The sequence below is a fragment of the Streptomyces sp. NEAU-sy36 genome, assembly GCF_013423905.1.
GTDB lineage: Bacteria > Actinomycetota > Actinomycetes > Streptomycetales > Streptomycetaceae > Streptomyces > Streptomyces misionensis.
In genome coordinates this window covers 479,051-496,688 of the sequence record NZ_CP058977.1, presented here as the reverse complement: position 1 = coordinate 496,688, position 17,638 = coordinate 479,051, and the positions used below count along the sequence as shown (strand labels likewise).

The 17,638-nt window shown below is 72.7% G+C and carries 15 protein-coding genes and 1 pseudogene; 10 read left to right on the top strand and 6 right to left on the bottom strand.

Going from position 1 to position 17,638, the window contains the following annotated elements; translation table 11 throughout:
• Positions 1 to 161: 161 nt before the first annotated feature.
• The 7 genes and pseudogenes from HZZ00_RS02260 to HZZ00_RS02230 all read left to right on the top strand — a co-directional run.
• The gene (locus tag HZZ00_RS02260) at positions 162 to 989 is read left to right on the top strand and encodes a type 1 glutamine amidotransferase domain-containing protein (RefSeq protein WP_180330633.1); all 828 of its coding nucleotides are present in this window, start codon (positions 162 to 164) and stop codon (positions 987 to 989) included.
• A 130-nt stretch (positions 990 to 1,119) separates the two neighbouring features.
• A complete protein-coding gene (locus HZZ00_RS02255) occupies positions 1,120 to 2,718 on the top strand; it encodes a thiamine pyrophosphate-binding protein (protein ID WP_180330632.1) in 1,599 nt (532 codons plus the stop codon).
• Positions 2,719 to 2,753: 35 nt separating this feature from the next.
• A complete protein-coding gene (locus HZZ00_RS02250) occupies positions 2,754 to 3,368 on the top strand; it encodes a DJ-1/PfpI family protein (protein ID WP_070023782.1) in 615 nt (204 codons plus the stop codon).
• 40 nt (positions 3,369 to 3,408) lie between these two features.
• Positions 3,409 to 5,235 carry an AGE family epimerase/isomerase gene (locus HZZ00_RS02245; protein ID WP_180330631.1) on the top strand — a complete coding sequence of 609 codons (1,827 nt, stop codon included), beginning with the start codon at positions 3,409 to 3,411 and terminating at the stop codon, positions 5,233 to 5,235.
• On the top strand, positions 5,232 to 7,304 hold the full coding sequence (locus HZZ00_RS02240) for a glycogen-debranching protein (RefSeq protein ID WP_257585624.1): 2,073 nt from the start codon (positions 5,232 to 5,234) through the stop codon (positions 7,302 to 7,304). Before HZZ00_RS02245 ends, HZZ00_RS02240 begins: the two co-directional genes overlap by 4 nt.
• Position 7,305: 1 nt before the next feature.
• Positions 7,306 to 7,647: an STAS domain-containing protein gene (locus HZZ00_RS02235; RefSeq protein ID WP_180330630.1), complete on the top strand. Its 342-nt coding sequence runs from the start codon at positions 7,306 to 7,308 to the stop codon at positions 7,645 to 7,647.
• Positions 7,644 to 8,360, top strand: a pseudogene (locus HZZ00_RS02230) (NDP-sugar synthase); the annotation flags it as partial. The gene HZZ00_RS02235 and the pseudogene HZZ00_RS02230, both read left to right, overlap by 4 nt.
• Positions 8,361 to 8,460: 100 nt before the next feature.
• Here the strand turns inward: HZZ00_RS02230 and HZZ00_RS02225 are convergent.
• The 5 genes from HZZ00_RS02225 to HZZ00_RS02205 form a co-directional block, all read right to left on the bottom strand.
• Positions 8,461 to 9,330: a TIGR03560 family F420-dependent LLM class oxidoreductase gene (locus tag HZZ00_RS02225; protein WP_180330628.1), complete on the bottom strand. Its 870-nt coding sequence runs from the start codon at positions 9,328 to 9,330 to the stop codon at positions 8,461 to 8,463.
• 115 nt (positions 9,331 to 9,445) lie between these two features.
• On the bottom strand, positions 9,446 to 9,895 hold the full coding sequence (locus tag HZZ00_RS02220; RefSeq protein ID WP_180330627.1) for a nuclear transport factor 2 family protein: 450 nt from the start codon (positions 9,893 to 9,895) through the stop codon (positions 9,446 to 9,448).
• A 45-nt stretch (positions 9,896 to 9,940) separates the two neighbouring features.
• On the bottom strand, positions 9,941 to 10,435 hold the full coding sequence (locus tag HZZ00_RS02215; protein WP_070023788.1) for a 2,4'-dihydroxyacetophenone dioxygenase family protein: 495 nt from the start codon (positions 10,433 to 10,435) through the stop codon (positions 9,941 to 9,943).
• Positions 10,436 to 10,591: 156 nt separating this feature from the next.
• Positions 10,592 to 12,058 (bottom strand): MFS transporter, encoded by a 1,467-nt coding sequence (locus HZZ00_RS02210; protein WP_180330626.1) that lies wholly within the window; start codon positions 12,056 to 12,058, stop codon positions 10,592 to 10,594.
• Positions 12,055 to 13,269 carry an acyltransferase gene (locus HZZ00_RS02205; protein WP_180330625.1) on the bottom strand — a complete coding sequence of 405 codons (1,215 nt, stop codon included), beginning with the start codon at positions 13,267 to 13,269 and terminating at the stop codon, positions 12,055 to 12,057. The genes HZZ00_RS02210 and HZZ00_RS02205 overlap by 4 nt, the downstream gene beginning before the upstream one ends.
• A gap of 298 nt (positions 13,270 to 13,567) precedes the next feature.
• Here HZZ00_RS02205 and HZZ00_RS02200 point away from each other — a divergent pair, with 298 nt between their 5' ends.
• Complete coding sequence (locus HZZ00_RS02200) at positions 13,568 to 14,614, top strand: ankyrin repeat domain-containing protein (protein ID WP_180330624.1); 1,047 nt, start codon at positions 13,568 to 13,570, stop codon at positions 14,612 to 14,614.
• A 146-nt stretch (positions 14,615 to 14,760) separates the two neighbouring features.
• Positions 14,761 to 15,357, top strand: coding sequence for a TetR/AcrR family transcriptional regulator (locus HZZ00_RS02195; protein ID WP_180330623.1), 597 nt, complete (start codon positions 14,761 to 14,763; stop codon positions 15,355 to 15,357).
• Between the two features lie 349 nt (positions 15,358 to 15,706).
• On the opposite strand, the gene HZZ00_RS02190 is transcribed toward HZZ00_RS02195, so the two are convergent.
• Positions 15,707 to 16,723, bottom strand: a complete 1,017-nt coding sequence (locus HZZ00_RS02190) for a ScbA/BarX family gamma-butyrolactone biosynthesis protein (RefSeq protein WP_257585623.1) — start codon at positions 16,721 to 16,723, stop codon at positions 15,707 to 15,709.
• Positions 16,724 to 16,938: 215 nt separating this feature from the next.
• On the opposite strand from HZZ00_RS02190, the gene HZZ00_RS02185 reads away from it, so the two are divergent.
• Positions 16,939 to 17,598 (top strand): ScbR family autoregulator-binding transcription factor, encoded by a 660-nt coding sequence (locus HZZ00_RS02185; protein WP_180330622.1) that lies wholly within the window; start codon positions 16,939 to 16,941, stop codon positions 17,596 to 17,598.
• Positions 17,599 to 17,638: the final 40 nt, after the last annotated feature.

Sequence of the window (17,638 nt, the reverse complement as noted above, 5' to 3'; positions counted from 1 at the left end):
CGACCAGCCCCGACCCGGGCGCGCGGCTCGTCTACTGAGGCAAGTCCGCACAGTTGCCCGGCACCGGTCCGGGAGCGTTGCCGGGCCACTCGGCGTACGGCTTCACTGATCGATGTCACACCACGTCAGACACACGGCAACCTTTTCCGAAGGAGAATTCCGTGTCCAAACGCATCCTCGTGGTGCTCTCCGAATACGGGTACTGGGGCGAGGAACTCGTCGGCCCGCTGGAGGCCTTCGACGCCCGCGGTTACCGCACCACGTTCATGACGCCCACCGGAAAGCGGGCGCACGCGCTGCCGCCGAGCCTGGACTCCGAGTACGTCGACCCGCCGCTCGGCCGCTCGGTCACCACCCGGGACATGGCCCGCAAGGCGCGTGCCGTGGACGACTCCGACCGGCTCGACAACCCGCTGAGCCTGGCCGACCTGATCCCGGAGCGGCCCTACGACAGCGCCCTCAACCACCTGCGGGAGCTGGAGGAGTACCACCGCCGGCTGACCTCCGCCACCGACGAGCTGGTCTCGGACTTCGACGCCCTGGTCATCGTCGGCGGCAGCGGTCCCATCGTGGACCTGGCCAACAACGAGCGGCTGCACGAGGTGGTGCTCGCCTTCGTCGCCGCCGACAAGCCGGTGCTGGCCGAGTGCTACGGCGTGGCGACCCTGGCCTTCGCCCGCGACTGGGAGTCCCGCCGCAGCCTGCTGTGGGGCAAGCACGTCACCGGCCACCCCAAGGAGTACGACTACAAGGACGGCACCGGCTTCCTCGGCGTCGAGTTCAACATGGGCCCGCCGCCGTACCCGCTGGAGTACATCCTGCGCGACGCCACCGGCCCGGACGGCGCCTTCCACGGCAACGTGGGCAAGGAGACCTCGGTGATCGTGGACTTCCCGTTCATCACCGCCCGGTCCACCCCGGACTCCTCGCTCTCCGGCGAACTCCTGGTCAAGGTCCTGGAGGAGGACCTGCGCCGCTACGGCTGGTAGCGCCCCGGCGTCCGCGCCCGGCCACATCCGCGTCCGGGGACGGGTCCCGCGGTGCTCCCGTCCCCGGACGCGAAGTCCCTCCCCCCCAGCACGAAGATCCCTCTCCCTCCCCTTGCAGAGGAGCCTCCTCATGCCCGCAAGGCCAGGCAAGGCCGCCCTGTTCGAGCAGCTCGCGGCCGACGGCATCACCCACATGTTCGGCAACCCCGGCACGGTTGAACAGGGTTTCCTCGATCTCACGGACTCCAGTGCCACCGAGTACGTACTCACCCTGCACGAGGGCGTCGCGGTCGCCATGGCCGACGGCTACGCCCGCGCCGCGCAGCGCCCGGCCGTGGTCCAGCTGCACAGCGGGGTGGGCCTCGGCAACGGCATCGGCCTGCTCTACCAGGCCAAGAGGGGTGGCTCCCCGCTGGTCACGCTGGTGGGCGAGGCCGGCGTGCGCTACGACGCGATGGACGCGCAGATGGCCGCCGACCTCGTCGCGATGGCGGAGCCGGTCACCAAGTACGCCACCCGCGTGGTGGACCCCGGCTCGGTGCTCCGGGTGCTGCGCCGGGCCGTGAAGATCGCCATGACCCCGCCGCGCGGGCCGGTCCTGGTGGTGCTGCCGGCCGATGTGCTGGACCAGATCACCACCGAGGAGGCGGTGCCCACGGTGGTGCCCTCCACCCGGACCGCGGCCGACCCGGCCGAGGTGGCGCGGGCCGCGCAGCTGCTGCGGGAGGGCGAGCACCCGCTGATCCTGATGGGCGACGGCGTCGCCGCGTCCGGAGCGCAGCGCGAACTGACCGACGTGGCCGAGCTGCTGGGCGCCCCGGTGTGGGGAGTGAACCACTCCGAGGTGAACATGGACACCACGCACCCGCTGTACGCGGGCCAGCTGGGCCACATGTTCGGCGAGGACAGCGCGGCCGTCGTGCGGGACGCCGACAGCGTGCTGATCGTGGGCACGTACGTGTTCCCCGAGGTGTTCCCGCGGCTGGACAACCCCTTCCGCAAGGACGCCCGGATCGTGCACGTCGACCTGGACTCCTACGAGATCGCCAAGAACCATCCCGTCGACCTGGGCCTGGCGGCCGACCCGAAGCCCACGCTGGCGGCGCTCGCCGCCGAGCTGCGCGCCCGCGGCGCGGTGCCGGCGGCGGTCCCGCCCCGGCCGGCCCCGGCCGCGGCGCCGGACACGCCGATGGAGCACTTCGCCCGCGAACTGGCGCGGCAGGCGCCGGAGCACCTCGCCTACTTCGACGAGGCGCTGACCGCCTCGGGTCCGCTGGCGCGGCACCTGCCGCCCCGGGTGCCCGGCCGGTTCCTCCAGACCCGCGGCGGATCGCTCGGCGTCGGCATCCCCGGCGCGCTGGGCATGAAGCTGGCCCGCCCGGACCTGAAGGTGATCGGCTTCACCGGCGACGGCGGCAGCATGTACACGATCCAGGCGCTGTGGACGGCGGCCCGCCACCGCATCGGCGCTGGCTTCGTGATCTGCAACAACCGCCGCTACCGGCTCCTCGACCTGAACATCGAGCAGTACTGGCGCGAGCAGGGCCTCGACCCGCACGCCCATCCGGCGGCGTTCGACCTGTCCCACCCCGACATCCGCTTCGCCGACCTGGCCCGCTCCCTCGGTGTCGAGGGCATGCGGGTGGAGCGGCCCGAGCAGGTCGAGTGCGCGGTGCGCCGCCTGCTCACCCACGACGGGCCGTTCCTGGTGGACCTGATCACCGAGTAGCTCTCCAGCCCTTTCGAGAAGAACCGGGACATCGCATGGGAACCGTCATACCCCTCAAGACCGGAAGGCTCTCCGGCAAGCGCATCGGCATCCTGCTGGAGGCCGACTACGTCGAGGACGAACTCGCCTACTACCAGCGGCGCTTCGCGGAGGAGGGCGCCGAGGTCAGCCTGCTCACCCGGCTGTGGGGGCAGCCTTCGCTCACCTTCGCCGGCCACGAGTACCAGGCGCCGCTGACCGTCGACGGCGACCTGGAGGAGCTGGACTACCACGAACTGCTGCACTTCGCCGCGCTGATCGTGCCCTCGGGCGGGGTCGCCGACCGGCTGCGCTACAGCGAGGACGTCGACGCCGTACCGCCCGCGCTGGAGCTGATGCGCCGCGCCTTCCGGCTGCCGTCGCTGGTCAAGGCGTTCTCCTGCCACGGACTGCAACTGCTGTCCGCTGCCCCCGAGTTGATCCGGGGCCGTCCGGTCACCTGTCACAACAACATCGTCGCGGACGTCCGCAACATGGGCGGGATCTACGTCAACCAGGACGTCGCCGTCGACCGCGACCTGATCAGCACCCGCACGGTCGACCACTGCCACCTGCTGGCCCGGACCGTGATCGAACGGCTGTCCCTGCCCAGCGACGTCATCGCCGCCTGAGGCCGGCGCCGGACCCCGCAGCAGACCACAGGAGGCCGCCATGCCCGCCGAAGTGCCCTTCTCCTTCTCCGACACCACCGCCGGCTATGTCACCGGGCGCCAGGGCGGACGTCGGTTCACCGTCAAGACCCTCGACGACCGCGAGGTCGCCGTCCACCTCACCGACACCACGTCCGCGCAGCTGCTGCGCAATCTGCAGGAGCCGTACCACGACGTCACCGGCCGCATCGACGAACTGCTGGTGCCCGGCGCGTTCGTCTTCTCCTACGGTCCCGTCTACCCCGACCCGGACGGCCTGTACTTCCAGGCGGACAAGCTCGTCTTCACCGCCGAGACCCCCGCCGACCACCCCTACGAGGAGGCCGGCTGGTGGACCGAGCAGCTGCGCCGGCTCGCCCGGTTCTACCGCCGGTCCCAGTTCGGTGACGGGCCTGTCGACTTCGCCGACTACCGCACCGAGATCCGCGCCAGCGGCCACAAGACCGAGCAGCACATCCAGGAGACCGACACCATCTCCCGCCTCGTCTACGGCATGGCGAGCGCCTACGCGCTCACCGGCGACGAGGACTTCCTGGAGGTCGCCGAGCGCGGCTCGCAGTACCTGCACGACCACATGCTCTTCCGCGACGAGGCGGAGAACCTCGTGTACTGGTACCACGGCGTCGACGTCTCCGGGACCCGCGAACGCAAGCTGTTCGCCTCGGAGTTCGGCGACGACTACCGGGCGATCCCCGCCTACGAGCAGATCTACGCGCTGGTCGGGCTCGCCCAGACCTACCGGCTCACCGGCAATCCGGTGATCCGCCGGGACATGGAGGACACCGTCGCCCTGTTCGAACGGTTCTTCCGGGACCGGCGGCTGGGCGGCTACTACTCGCACATCGACCCGGTGTCGCTGAGCCCGCACGACGACGCCCTCGGCCCCAACCACTCGCGCAAGAACTGGAACTCGGTCGGCGACCACGCCCCCGCCTACCTGATCAACCTCTACCTGGCGACCGGCGACGAGCGCTTCCGGCGGATGCTGGAGCACACCTTCGACATGATCGTCACGTACATGCCGGACCGCACGCCCGGCGGCAGCCCCTTCGTCAACGAGCGCTTCCACGCGGACTGGACGCCCGACCACACCTGGGGCTGGCAGCAGAACCGGGCGGTCGTCGGGCACAACCTGAAGATCGCCTGGAACCTGACCCGGATGGCGGGCACCCTGCCCAAGCGGGAGTACCGGCAGCTGGCCGACCAACTCGCCCGGAGCATGCCCGCGGTGGGCCGCGACGGACAGCGCGGCGGCTGGTACGACGTGCTCCAGCGGGAGGCGGAGAACGGCCGGCACGCCTTCGTCTGGCACGACCGCAAGACCTGGTGGCAGCAGGAGCAGGCGATCCTCGCCTACCTGATCCTGGCGGGGCACACCGGCGACGAGGAGTTCCTGCGGCACGCCCGGGAGGCCTCCGCCTTCTACAACGCCTTCTTCCTCGACCACGACGAGGGCGGGGTGCACTTCACGGTGCTGGCGCAGGGACTGCCCTTCGCGGTCGGCAACGAGCGGCTCAAGGGCAGCCACGCCATGGCCATGTACCACAAGGCCGAGCTGTGCTACCTCGCCGAGGTCTACCTGCGGCTGCTGATCCACCGCGAGCCGCTGGACCTGTGGTTCGCGCCGCGCCCGGACGCCGACTTCGACGGCGGGCTGCTGCGGGTGGCACCGGACATCCTGCCGCCCGGCCGGGTCGTCCTGGACCACGTCACCGTGGACGGCGCGCCGCACGCCGACTTCGACGCGGAGGCGATGACCGTCCGGCTGCCGCGGAGCGAGCACCGGCTCCGGGTGAAGGCCCGGCTGACGCCCGTGGAGCGGACGTGACCGGGACGGACGTGACGGACACGGCCCGGACCGGCGCGGACGTGGCGGCGGCGGGCGTGCACCCGGCCGCGCTGCGCCTGTCGGTGCTGCCCGGTGATCCGCTGCGCTTCGGCGCGCGGGTCACCGGCCGCGGGGTCACCTTCACCGTGTACGGCGCGGACGCCGACCGCATGTGGCTGGTGCTGCTGGACGCGGGCACCGGCACGCCGCTGGCCGAGGTGCCGTTCCCGGAGGCGTTCCGGTGCGGGCGCGTGTTCACCATGACCGTCGCCGGTCTGGACCCGGCCGCCGTGCACTACGCCTACCGCGCGGAGTCCGCGGCCGGCGGGCTGCCCGAGGGCTGGGCGAAGGGGCCGCTGCTGCTCGACCCCTACGCCGTCTCCCTGGCCGGCGGCGAGACATGGGGGCGGCGCCCGGCGTACCGGTGCCGGATCGCCGCGGACGACGGCTTCGACTGGCAGGGCGTGACCCGGCCGCGCATCCCGCGCGAGGAACTGGTCGTCTACGAGCTGCACGTGCGCGGCTTCACCCGGCACCCCTCGTCACGGGTCGCGCACCCGGGCACGTACGCGGGCCTCACCGAGAAGATCCCCTATCTGCGGGAGCTGGGCGTCAACTGCGTCGAGCTGATGCCGGTGTTCGAGTTCGACGACACCGACAACCCGTTCAGCGACCCCGCCACGGGCCGGCCGCTGCCGAACTACTGGGGCTACCACCCGGTGTCGTTCTTCGCGCCGAAGGCCGCCTACGCCGCCGACCGGTACGGGGACGGCCCGGCGCGGGAGCTGAAGACGCTGGTGCGGGAGCTGCACCGGGCGGGCATCGAGGTGATCCTCGACGTGGTCTACAACCACACCGGCGAGGGCGGCCGACAGGGGCCCGTGCTGGGCTGGCGCGGCCTGGACGAGGACGCCGCGTACGTGCGCGCCGCCGACGGCACCTACGCCAACCTGACCGGGACCGGCAACACGGTCAACGCCAACCATCCGCGCACCCGCCGGATGATCCTGGACAGCCTGCGGCACTGGGCCAGCGAGTACCGCGTGGACGGCTTCCGGTTCGACATGGCCCCGATCCTGGCGCGCGGCCCGGGCGGCGCCCCGCTGGACGTGCCGCCGCTGCTGGAGGCGATCGCCGCCGACCCGGTGCTGGCCGACCGGAAGCTGATCGCCGAGCCGTTCGACGCGGCCGGTCTCGACCTGCTGGGCCGCTTCCCGCGCTGGGGCCGCTGGATGGAGTGGAACACCCGCTTCCAGCACACGGTGCGGCGCGCCCTGGCCGGACGCCCGGAGGCCGTCGGCGACCTGGCGGAACGGCTGGCCGGCTCGCCCGACCTGTACGCCGGGTACGGCACGGCCGCGAGCGTCAACCTCGTCGCCTGCCACGACGGCCTGCCGCTGGCCGACTGGACGGCCTACGAGCGGCGGCACAACGAGGCCAACGGGCAGGGCAACACCGACGGCCCGCCCGACGACTCCGCGTTCAACGCCGGGCACGAGGGCCCCACCGACGACCCGGCCGTGCGCGCGCTGCGGGACCGGCTGGTGCGCGGGGCGCTGCTGCTGCTCCTCACCGCGCAGGGAGTGCCCATGCTGCTCGCGGGCGACGAGTGCGGACGCACCCAGCGCGGCAACAACAACGCCTACTGCCAGGACAACGAGGTCAGCTGGCTCGACTGGGCGGCCGCCGCGCGGCACACCGGCCTGACCGGCCTCGTACGGGCGGCGCTGGCCTTCCGCCGCGCGCACCCGGCGCTGACCCGGCCGGACCATCCGCGCCGCCGCTTCGGCACCACCCACGACGGAGTGGTCGTCCACCTCGCCCACGCGCCCGGGGACCACGTCCTGGTCGCCGTCAACTGCCGTGCCCAGGACGGCAAGGCGGAGCTGCCGGACGCCCCCGAGGGCACCCGGTGGCACCTGTTCGCCGACACCGGGCTGCCTCCGGGGCGGGAGCTCGCCCCCGCTCCCGGCCCCGTCGGGGACCGGCTGCCGCTGGCCGCGCACGCGGTCGCCGTACTCGCGGCCCGGCCCTTGTCCTCATCGACCGATCTCACGGAAAGGTACTGACATGGCGTTCGACGCCTATCTCGGCTACAGCGGCTCCACCGTCACCGTGCATCTGAGCGGTGACCTCGCCGACCGGCACGTGCCGTCCCTGCGCCGGCTGATCGACCAGGCGCTCCAGCGGCCGGTGAGCGTGCTGGTGCTGCGGATGCGGGAGCTGACCTCGCTGTCCCCGGGCGGAGTGCGCTGCCTGGCGTTCGCGCAGCAGCGGATGGCGCGCGGCGCGGAGATCGTGCTGGACGGGGCGGGCGAGGACGTGCTGCGCGTGCTGCGGGCGGGCGGCTTCGACCGGGCCGTCACGGTCACGGAGGAACTGCCCGACTTCGACGAGCGGGCCGCCGCATGAGGGCCGTGCTGATGGCGGGCGGCCAGGGCTCCCGGCTGCGCCCGCTGACCGAGCACCTGCCGAAGCCGCTGCTGCCGGTGGGCGGGCGCCCGATCATGGAGCACGTGCTGCGCCTGCTGCGCCGGCACGGCATCGAGGAGACCGTGGTCACCGTCCACTACCTGGCCGAGCTGATCGAGCGGGAGTACGGCGACGGCACCCGGCTCGGGATGTCGCTGTCCTACGTCCACGAGGACCGGCCGCTGGGCACCGCGGGCAGCGTCAAGGCCGCCGAGGGACTGCTGGGCGGGGAACCGTTCCTGGTGATCTCCGGGGACGCCCTGACCGACGTCGACCTGACCGAGCTGGTGCGGCGGCACCGCGAGCGGCGGGCGCTGGTCACGGTGTGCCTGACCGAGGTGGCCGACCCGAGCCAGTTCGGCATCGCCACGCTGGGCCCGGACGGGCGCATCGAGCGGTTCCTGGAGAAGCCCGGGCCGGGCGAGGCGTTCTCCCGCACCGCGAGCACCGGCATCTACGTGATGCAGCCGGAGGTCCTGCGGTACGTGAGCGGGACCGGGCCGGCCGACTGGGCCCGGGACGTCTTCCCGCGGCTGCTCGCCGAGGGCCTCCCGGTGTACGGCCATGTCGCGGAGGGCTACTGGGAGGACGTCGGCACGCACGCGGCGTACGCCCGGGCGCAGCAGGACGTGGTGCGCGGCCTGGTGGACGTCGGCGACGCCGAGCCCGTGGCCGCCTGATCCCCGTCCGCCGCGGACGAAGGGGAGACCGGAACCGTCCCGGTCTCCCCTTCGTCGTGCGTCCGCGCCGCCGCTACAGGTCGGCGACCCGCGCGGCCACCTCGGCGAGGCGGGCGCGCGCCGCCGGCTCGTGCACGTCCGGCAGCGAGGTGACGACGTACTCGGCGCCCTGCGCGGCCAGTTCGGCGCAGCGGCGGACCGCGCGCTCCACCGAACCGTCCTCGCCCGACACCGGCAGCCGGCTGAGCACCGACTTGGTGAGCGAGCCGAAGTCCCGGCCCTCCTTCTCGCACAGCTCGCGCAGCAGCCGCAGCTTGTCCGGCAGGTCCGGCCCGTCGGGCAGGTTGCAGGCGTCGGCGTACCGGGCCACCAGCGGCAGCGTGCGCCGCTCCCCTCCCCCGCCGACCAGGATCCGCGGATGCGGACGGCTCAGCGGGGCGGGCGAGTTGAGGGGCCGCTCCAGGTGGTGGCGCGCGCTGCGGTAGGGGCCGGTGTCGCCGGACCACATGTGGTGGGCGATCCGCAGGGTGTCCTCCAGCTCGGCGAACCGCTCCTTCAGCGCCGGGAAGGGCAGGCCGAGGCCGCGGGCCTCCTCCTCGAACCAGCCGGCGCCCACGCCGAGCCAGGCGCGGCCCCCGGAGAGCACGTCGAGGGTGGTGACCGTCTTCACCAGCACGGCCGGACGGCGGTGCGTGACGCCCGTGACGAGGGTGCCGAGGGTGATCCGCCGGGTGATGGCGGCGGCGTAGGCCAGCAGCGAGTAGGCCTCCGGCATCTCCAGCTCGGGCGGGCCGTTGAGGCCGATCTGGAAGAAGTGGTCCATGACCCACAGCCCGGCGATGCCGCCCTCGTCGGCGTCCCGGGCGATGTCCGAAAAGGTCTCCGCGAGCTTCTCCGGCCCGCCGGGCCAGGTGAAGCGGGAGACGGTCAGTCCAATGCGCACGCGGTGGTGCTCCTTTCCGTCGGGTGCCGGCACGCGGGGCACCGGCACATGCCAAGAGCCGGTGCGGGGCCCTGGTGGGCTCCGCACCGGCGGGTGGTCCGGCCGCTGTGGTGGATCACAGGCCGGGCGACCCCGGCATGGGGGTGATCTTGTCGACGCTGTACTCCCGGATCTTGGGCCGGCCGTTCTCCAGCACCACGGTCCAGGTCTGGTCGGCGTCGAAGCCCTTCCACACGCTGTGTGCGGCGGGCGGGGTCCAGGTCTTGGTCTGCCAGTTGACGGTCAGCGAGATCTCGGCCTCGGTCGCCGAGATCCGCCGCACCTCCGTGCGGGTCAGCTCGTGGGTCTCGTCGAAGAACAGGTTGAGGACGTTGTCGTACCAGGTGCGGAAGTCGTCCAGGTTGCGCACGGTGATCTCCGGGAAGACCATGCGCAGCCCCTGCGAGGCCAGGAAGGGCGTGACCTCCTCCAGCGTGTCGTGCCGGTCGAGGGCGCGGAACCACTCGGTGGCGACGTCGATCACGTCCTGCGCGGTGAGTTCGGTCTTCTCCTGTGCCACGGTCATCTGAATTCTCCTCGGGATGTGTCCGGTGAGTTTCTTTCCGGGATTTCAGTGGAAGAGCCGGGAATCCGGTTCGAAGCCCTGCGACCGGCAGTAGCGCACGTACTGGTCGAGGTAGTAGTAGCAGTCGTGCTGGTCGATCAGCTGGTCCTTGTCGTCGAGGAAGCGCATGACGCCGTTCATGATGAAGAGCGTCGTCATTCCCTCCGGGTCGTCCGTGGTGAGGGTGTGGACGTCGCCCGGCGGCTCGAAGACGAAGGTGCCGGGCCGCGCCACCCAGTCGTGCTCCGGGTAGTACCAGGAGCCCTGCAAGGTGTACGCGGACACCGGGCCGGTGTGCTGGTGGCGGCTGATGACGCCGGCGCCCTTGACCCGGGTGATGACCACCCACATGCCGGTGCTCAGGTCGAACCGGAGCGGCTTCCAGGACGCCCGCTCGTCGAAGGGGACCCAGGTCTGGTCCTCCTCGGCGATGGCGATGTCCGGCGGGCCGAACTCCTTGATGGTTTCCAGAATGTTCTCCGGAACGGCGGCGACGTGCATCCGGATCCCCTTTCCATAAAGGCGGGCTGACGAATTCCATGAAACTCCGGACGCGCGGGCCGCGCCATCGTTCTCCGTTTCTCCGAGGAGACTTGGGGCAGTCGGCAAAGAACTCACGGCAAATTGCCGGGAATTCTCGCCGACCGCCCCGCCCGCTCAGTTCGCCGCGGCCTGCTGCCGGGGCCGCAGCCACCACAGCAGCGCCCCGGCGGCCAGCGCGAGGGCGCACAGCAGCCACAGGGTGTCCTGGAACGCGGAGCCGTAGGTGCCGTCGCCGCGCAGGGCGTTGAAGATGCCGCCGACGACGGTGTAGCCGAGGGCGTTGGCGATCTGCGTGGCGGTGAGCAGTCCGCCGGAGGCCGCGCCGGCGTCCTCCTGGGCCACCCCGCCGAGCACGAGGCCGATCAGGGAGGGCGCGATCAGGCCCTGCCCCAGACCGCACAGCAGCAGCCCCGGAGTGACCAGCGCCGCCTGGTGGGCGGCCGAGCCGGAGCCCACGGGCAGCCGGACCAGCACCAGGCCCGCGGCCATCACCACGGCGGCCAGCACGAGCACCGCGCTGCCCCAGCGCGCCACCAGCTTCTTGCCCTGCAGCGAGGCCAGCGCGAAGGCCGCGCCCAGCGGCAGGAACACCACACCGGAGGCCAGCGGGGACAGCTTCAGACCGTCCTGGAGGAAGTAGGACAGGATCAGGAACAGCCCGGCGTTGCCGCTGTAGAACACCAGCGCCGTCGGCAGGCCCTTCGCGAAGCCGGGGTGCCCGAACAGCCGCGGCGGCAGCAGCGCGTGCCCGGCGTCCGAGACCCGGGCGATGCGCCGCTCCCACAGCATGAACAGCGCGAAGCACACCACGGCCCCGGCCAGCGCGCCCCAGCCCCAGGCCGGCCAGCCGTTGTCGGCGCCGACGACCAGCGGCCACAGCAACAGCAGCAGGGCGGCGGCGAGCAGCAGGACGCCGAGGTAGTCGATGCGGGCCCGGCTGCTGCCGCGCACCTCGCGCACCGAGGCGGCGGCGCCGAGCGCGGCGATCACGGTGACCGGCACGTTCACCAGGAACACGGAGCGCCAGTCCCAGCCGGCCAGGTCCAGCTTGATCAGCGCGCCGCCGACGATCTGGCCCGCGATGGAGCCGAGGCCGATCGTGGCACCGTACAGGCCGAGCGCCTTGGCGCGTTCCTCGGCCGGGAAGACCACCTGGAGGATGGCGAGCACCTGCGGCAGCATCAGCGCCGCGGCCAGGCCCTGGACGACGCGGAACGCGATGAGCGCGGCAGCACTGGGCGCCACCGCGCACAGGAGCGAGGTGGCGCCGAAGGCGATGAGCCCGATGAGGAACACCCGGCGGCGTCCCAGGGCGTCGCCGATGCGCCCGCCGGTGACCAGACCCACCGCGTACGCCAGGACGTACCCGGCGACGACGAACTGGATCTGGCCGAAGGAGGCGCCGAGCGAGGACTGGATGGACGGCGCCGCCACGTTCACGATGAACACGTCGAGCATGCCCATGAACGTGGCGAGCAGCAGCATCCCGAGGGCCAGCCACCGCTTGGGATCGGGCAGTTGCCCGCCGCCGGACTCACCGGCGGCGGGCACGGACCGTGGGGTGGAGTCGGTCGTACTCATGGATTCCTCTCTGGAACACGGGGCCGCACCTCGGCCCGGGGCCGCGGCACGGCCGGTGCGGTGGCCGGGGTCCGGCCGAACTTGCGCATCGCCGGGATCTCCACGGCCCGGTACAGCAGCCAGGAGCCCAGCAGGGCGAGTGCGAACGCGGCGGCGGTGAGGGCGAGCGCCTGCGGCAGCGCCCAGCCGCGCCCGTACCCGAGCAGGTGGTGTCCGTAGATGAGCACCAGGCGGTGCACCATGTAGAACGCGAAGGAGACCTCGCCCAGCCAGACGAAGGTCCGCCCGGACAGCGCGCTGCCGCGCCCGTCGGCGTCGCGGCGGGCGAGCGCGCCGATCAGCAGCGTCAGCGGGATGACGGTGGCGGCGGCCTGCGCGTACAGCACGGGCAGGTGCAGCGCGAGCACGTACCCGGCGGCGAGCAGCGGCAGCGCGGCGCTCGCCGGGACGCGCACCCAGCGGCCGGCCAGGACGAGCCGGGCCGCGGCCATGCCGAGCAGGAACTCCACGGCGCGCGTGAGCGGGAAGGCGTAGACGAACCAGTACCGCGCCTCGCCGATGGGCGCGAACGGCAGCTGCGGCCGCTCGGGCAGCAGCCCGGCCAGCGCCGGCAGCAGCAGGACGACGGCGGTGCAGACGCCCACGACCGCCCAGAGCCGGCGGCTGTCCAGGCGCAGCAGGGCGCGGTGCAGCAGCGGGAAGGACAGGTAGAAGAGCAGCTCGCAGGAGAGCGACCAGCTGACCGGGTTGCCGGTCATGAAGATGCGCGCGTCCGGCGACCAGCTCTGCAGCAGGAGCAGGTTGGGCAGCCAGGAGGAGGGGTCGGTGAGCGCGGGCGGTGCCTGGTAGGCGCTGACGACGACGCCGGTGCTCCAGGTGACGACGGCGACCAGGACGAAGGTGGCCAGGTGGTTGGGGTAGATCTTGGCGACGCGGCGGCGCCAGAAGGTGCGCGCGCGCTGGCCGGGCCGGGCCGACCAGGTCAGCACGAAGCCGCTGAGCACGAAGAAGAAGGAGACGCCGACGGCCCCGGCGGCCGACGCCCAGTACCGCAGGGCCTTGTCGACGCCGGGATCGGCGAAGACGCCCTCACGTGAGAGGTGGTAGGCGAAGACGCCGAGGGCCGCCAGAAAGCGGGCGCCGGTGAGCGAGGGCAGCCGGGACTGACCCGCTGCCGCGGGTGGTCGCTCGGTGCCGGCCTTCTCGAGCATGGGAACCCCTTCGGGTGAGGCGGACTGGTGTCCGGCGGTCGAGGTGGAGGGGTGGTGCTGAGGGATGGGTCTGTCGCGGTGCTGGGGGGCGGCGTCCGTGCCCGGCCACGTGACGTCCGCAACCGAGAAAACGCCCGCGGGGCACGGTTCACCAAGCCGGTCCGGGCAATCCGATGCGACTGGTCCAAGTCCCGTCAGTGACCCCGGGGTTGGGGCGTGCGGGGGCCGGTTCGGGCGCCCCGTGGTGAGGTGATCGGGCGCACGCCCCGACCGAACACGACACCGACGCGGAGGGCTCATGTCGAACAAGCGGACGCTGCATCCGGAGTCCGGACACCCCGGTGCCGCCGAACAGGCGCTGCACCGGGCGGTGCGGGAGGGCGACCTGCCCGGCGCCGCGGACGCGCTGTACGCCGGCGCGGACCCGAACGCCCGGGACCCGCTGGGCTACCCCGCCCTGAGCCGGGCGGCGGCGCTGGGCCGGACCCAGCTGACCGAGCTGCTGCTGACCGCGGGCGCGGACCCGCTGCTGCCGGACGTCCGGATGGGGACCTCCCCGCTGCACAAGGCGGCGCAGGGCGGCTGCGTCGACGTCGTGCGGCTGCTGCTGGACCACGGGGCGTTCGTGGACGCGCAGGCGCCGACCACGGGGCACACGCCGTTGATCGACGCGGTCTGGTACAAGCATCCGCCGGTCGTGGAGCTGCTGCTGGCCCGGGGCGCGAACCCCGATGTGCGGGCGCACGCCGGGTACCGGGCGGACGAGCTGGGCCCGCTGGTGTGCGAGGAGGACCAGTCGGTGTACGTCCGCCTGATCGAGGCGGCCCGGGCCCGCCGCGCCCGGGCGGCCGGGGCCGCGCTGCGGCTGGCGGCGCTGTCCGGGGACGCGGCCGGGGCCCGCGCGGCGCTCGCCGCGGGCGCCGACGCCGACGTGAAGGCGCCCGACGGCCACACCGCGCTGCTCGACGCCTCCCGCGAGGGGCACCTCGCGGTGGTGGCGGCGCTGCTCGCGCACGGCGCCGACCCGACGGTGGTCGACCACCTGATGAAGGCGACGCCCGCGCACAAGGCGGCGTACATGGGCCGCCCCGAGGTGATGCGGGAACTGGTCGCGGACGGCCGGGTGGAGCTGGACGCCCAGGGCCCCTACAACGGCTACACCGCGCTGCACGACGCCGTGTGGCACGGCCACACCGAGACGGTCCGCGTGCTCCTGGAGGCAGGCGTGCGCACCGACCTGGCCGGCTGGGACGGGCTGACCCCGCTCGGGATGGCCCGCAGGTACGGCTACGACGACATCGTGGCGCTGCTGGAGAAGGCCGAGCGGGCTCCGGAGGGGGCGTAGGGCTTGGTCGGCCGCGGGGAACTGCCCAAGTCGCGGCGGGAGCGGGCTCCTCCCTTGTCTCATTCCAACAAGACGGTATGTTTTTTGGGGCTCCCGCACCCTTCGACTCCGGCCCCCGGGCCGCCTGACGACTTACGGAGTCACGCATGGCGAAGCAGCCACGTGCCCTGCGTACCTATGAACAGGTCCTGAACGCCGCCGCGCAGGAGTTCGCACAACACGGGTACGCGGAGGCCAATCTCCAGCGCATCGCCGAGCGCACCGGAATGACCAAGGGAGCCCTCTACGGCCACTTCCCCTCGAAGCGGGCGCTCGCGACGGCGCTCGTGGACCATCTGGAGGTGGCCACCGACCATCTGCTCGGCGGCGCCTGCGCGGAGTGCGGCCCGCCGCTGGACCGGCTGCGGTCCCTGCTGCTGGCGCTGGCCGTACGCATCCGCCGGGACGTGCGCATGAGAGCCGCCCTGCGCCTGGTGACCGAGACCGCCCAGGGCGCCGCCAAGCCGCCCCGGCTGATGGACGGTGTGCACGGGCGCGCCCTGGAACTGGTGCTCAGCGCCCAGCAGGCCGGTCAGGTGGACCCCGCCCTGCCGCCGGAGCCGGTGGCCGATCTCGTCGTGGTGGTGCTGTTCGGCGCCCACTGCACGGACTACGCCCGCGACGGCGGTGACCTGCCGACCCGGCTCGGCATCCTGTGGGACATCCTCGTCCGCGCCCTGCCGCCCACGCGAACGGCGGCCTAGGGTGCGGCAGTTGCCGGGGCACCGGCGCGGACCGGCGCCCCGGGGCGGGCGGTATCGGAAGACGGGACGGCGCCCGGCAGCGGGCCGGTGCCTGACCGGCCAGGAGGGCGCGGCCCGGGAAGGTCCACGAGACCCGGCTCCGGAGCGGACCGCGCACCACGGCCGGCGCGACCCCGCGCGGTCCGTCACGACCGGTGTGGCCGGCGCGGCGGCCGAGCCCCTCGGGGCGCGCCGGCCGGAGTTTCCGGCGCGAGCCGGCGGACTCCCCCAAGGCGCTGTGGCCGCGAGCCCGTCGGGGCACGCCCGTCCGGCCCAGTGCCATGCCGGGCGGCACCGGGCCGTAAGCGGTTCAGACGAGTTGCAGTACCGGTTCGGCGGCGCGCGCGGCCACCCGCGCCGGGGCCCAATTCAACACCGCCTCGGCGATGCGCCGTTCACCCTGGACGGCGCTGATGACGAGTTCGCGGGTGCCGTCGTTCGCGGACTCGGCCCGCGTCACGGACAGCCGGGTCGGCATGTCCAGCTCGCCGAAGGCCAGACAGTCCACCCGCGCGCCGACGAGGCCGTAGAGCGTGGCGTCCGGGGCGCCCTGCCCGTTCTCGTGGACGTAGAGGTGCCCGAGCTGGCGGAAGCCCTCCAGCATCACGGCCTGCGGGATGTGATCGGTGGGGTGGTCGAACAGGATCGCGTGGTTCAGATCGAGTCTGAGCCACCACTCGTCGGGGCCGCCCCCGGGCGCGAGCACGCAGTCCTTGGCGCGCAGCCGGCCCACGCGGTGCGGCATCAGCCGCGCCGCCTCCGGCTGCCCGGACGGCCCGGCCGCGGGCCGCTCCGCCCGGCGGCGCAGCAGCCGGTACCGCCGTTCGTCCACCACACAGGCCTCGATGTGGCCGCGCCCGCACCGCACGCCGTCCACCGACAGCGCCATCTCCAGCCGTACGTCGTACCGCTTGGGCGCCCGGCTGCCGTCGTAGTCCCAGGTGGTCTCCAGGACCACCGGGACGGGCGCGCCCTTGACCCGCAGCGGCTCCCGGTCCCAGATCTCGAAGCCGGTGTTCTGGCCGACGAAGCGGTGGCCGAGCGGTATGCCGAGCCGGCCGTGCCCCACGTACAGCAGGGTCTGGCGGATGGACTCGGCGAACAGCAGCGGATCGCTGGTGCCGTCCGCGTCGGGGTGGTACAGGGCGTGATCCCGGGGCCACTGGGCGGCGACCAGGAGACGGTCGGGCCCGTCCGCGGCCGCGTCGGTGAGGAAGACTTCGGCGACGGAGGCGCGGTGGACGAGGGTGCGTGGGATAGCCTGTGCGTAGTGAAGTGCCTGCGTTGACGCGACGGCCCCTGCGGAAATGGCCGAGGTGGCCGTCAAGGGACTTGCTGTCGCGGACGTACGCTGGCGCATCATGGTCCCCCTGGAAGAAGAAGGTTGACTCCGAGAAGCCCGAAGGCACAGATCAACTTCGCTGAAGAAAATATACCGTTGAGAAGGTATTTAGCAAGCAGTCGTTTCCCGGAGTCGCCGTCTCCCCAGGCAGGAGGGGGTGCAAGGACTCTCGGAGCGCGCCCCGAGGACGAAGGACGCACATGACGAAGGACCAGGCACCCCCGCTTCCCGCCACCCGCAGGACCGGCACCCGCCGCCAGGAGCCCCGCCTCAAGCAGGACCGGGCCGTTCGCACCCGGAACACCATCCTGAAGGCGGCGGCGGAGGTCTTCGCGCAGCGGGACTACCCGTCCGTGACGATCCTGGACATCGCCGAACAGGCCGGCGTGACCAAGGGCGCCGTCTACTTCCACTTCGCCAACAAGGAGGCCGTCGCGGTCTCCGTGGCCGAGCAGTTCTACACCGCGCTCCTCGCGTCCGTGCGCCCGGTGCTCGACACCGACGCGACCCCGGCGCGCAAGGTCGTGGAACTGCTGCGGCACACCGCCCGCTCCTTCCGCGAGGACCCGCTCACCCAGGCCGGCAGCCGACTGCAGATCCAGCAGTGGGCCATCGAGTCCGAACTGCCCACGCCCTACGTCGGCTTCACCCAGGTGCTGGCCGAACTGCTGACGGAGTGCCGCGCCAACGGCGCGCTGCCGCCGGAGGCCGACCCCGAGGCGCTGGCCCGCGTGCTGCGCTCCGCGCTCTTCGGTGCGCAGCACATCTCCGGCGTACAGCACGGCTGGTCGGACATCGTGGAGCGGACGGAGGAGATCATCCAGGCACTGCCCGTCCTGGCTCCGGCCGCACGCGACTGACCCCCCGCCGGCCCGCCGCCACCACCGGTCCATCGGCCCC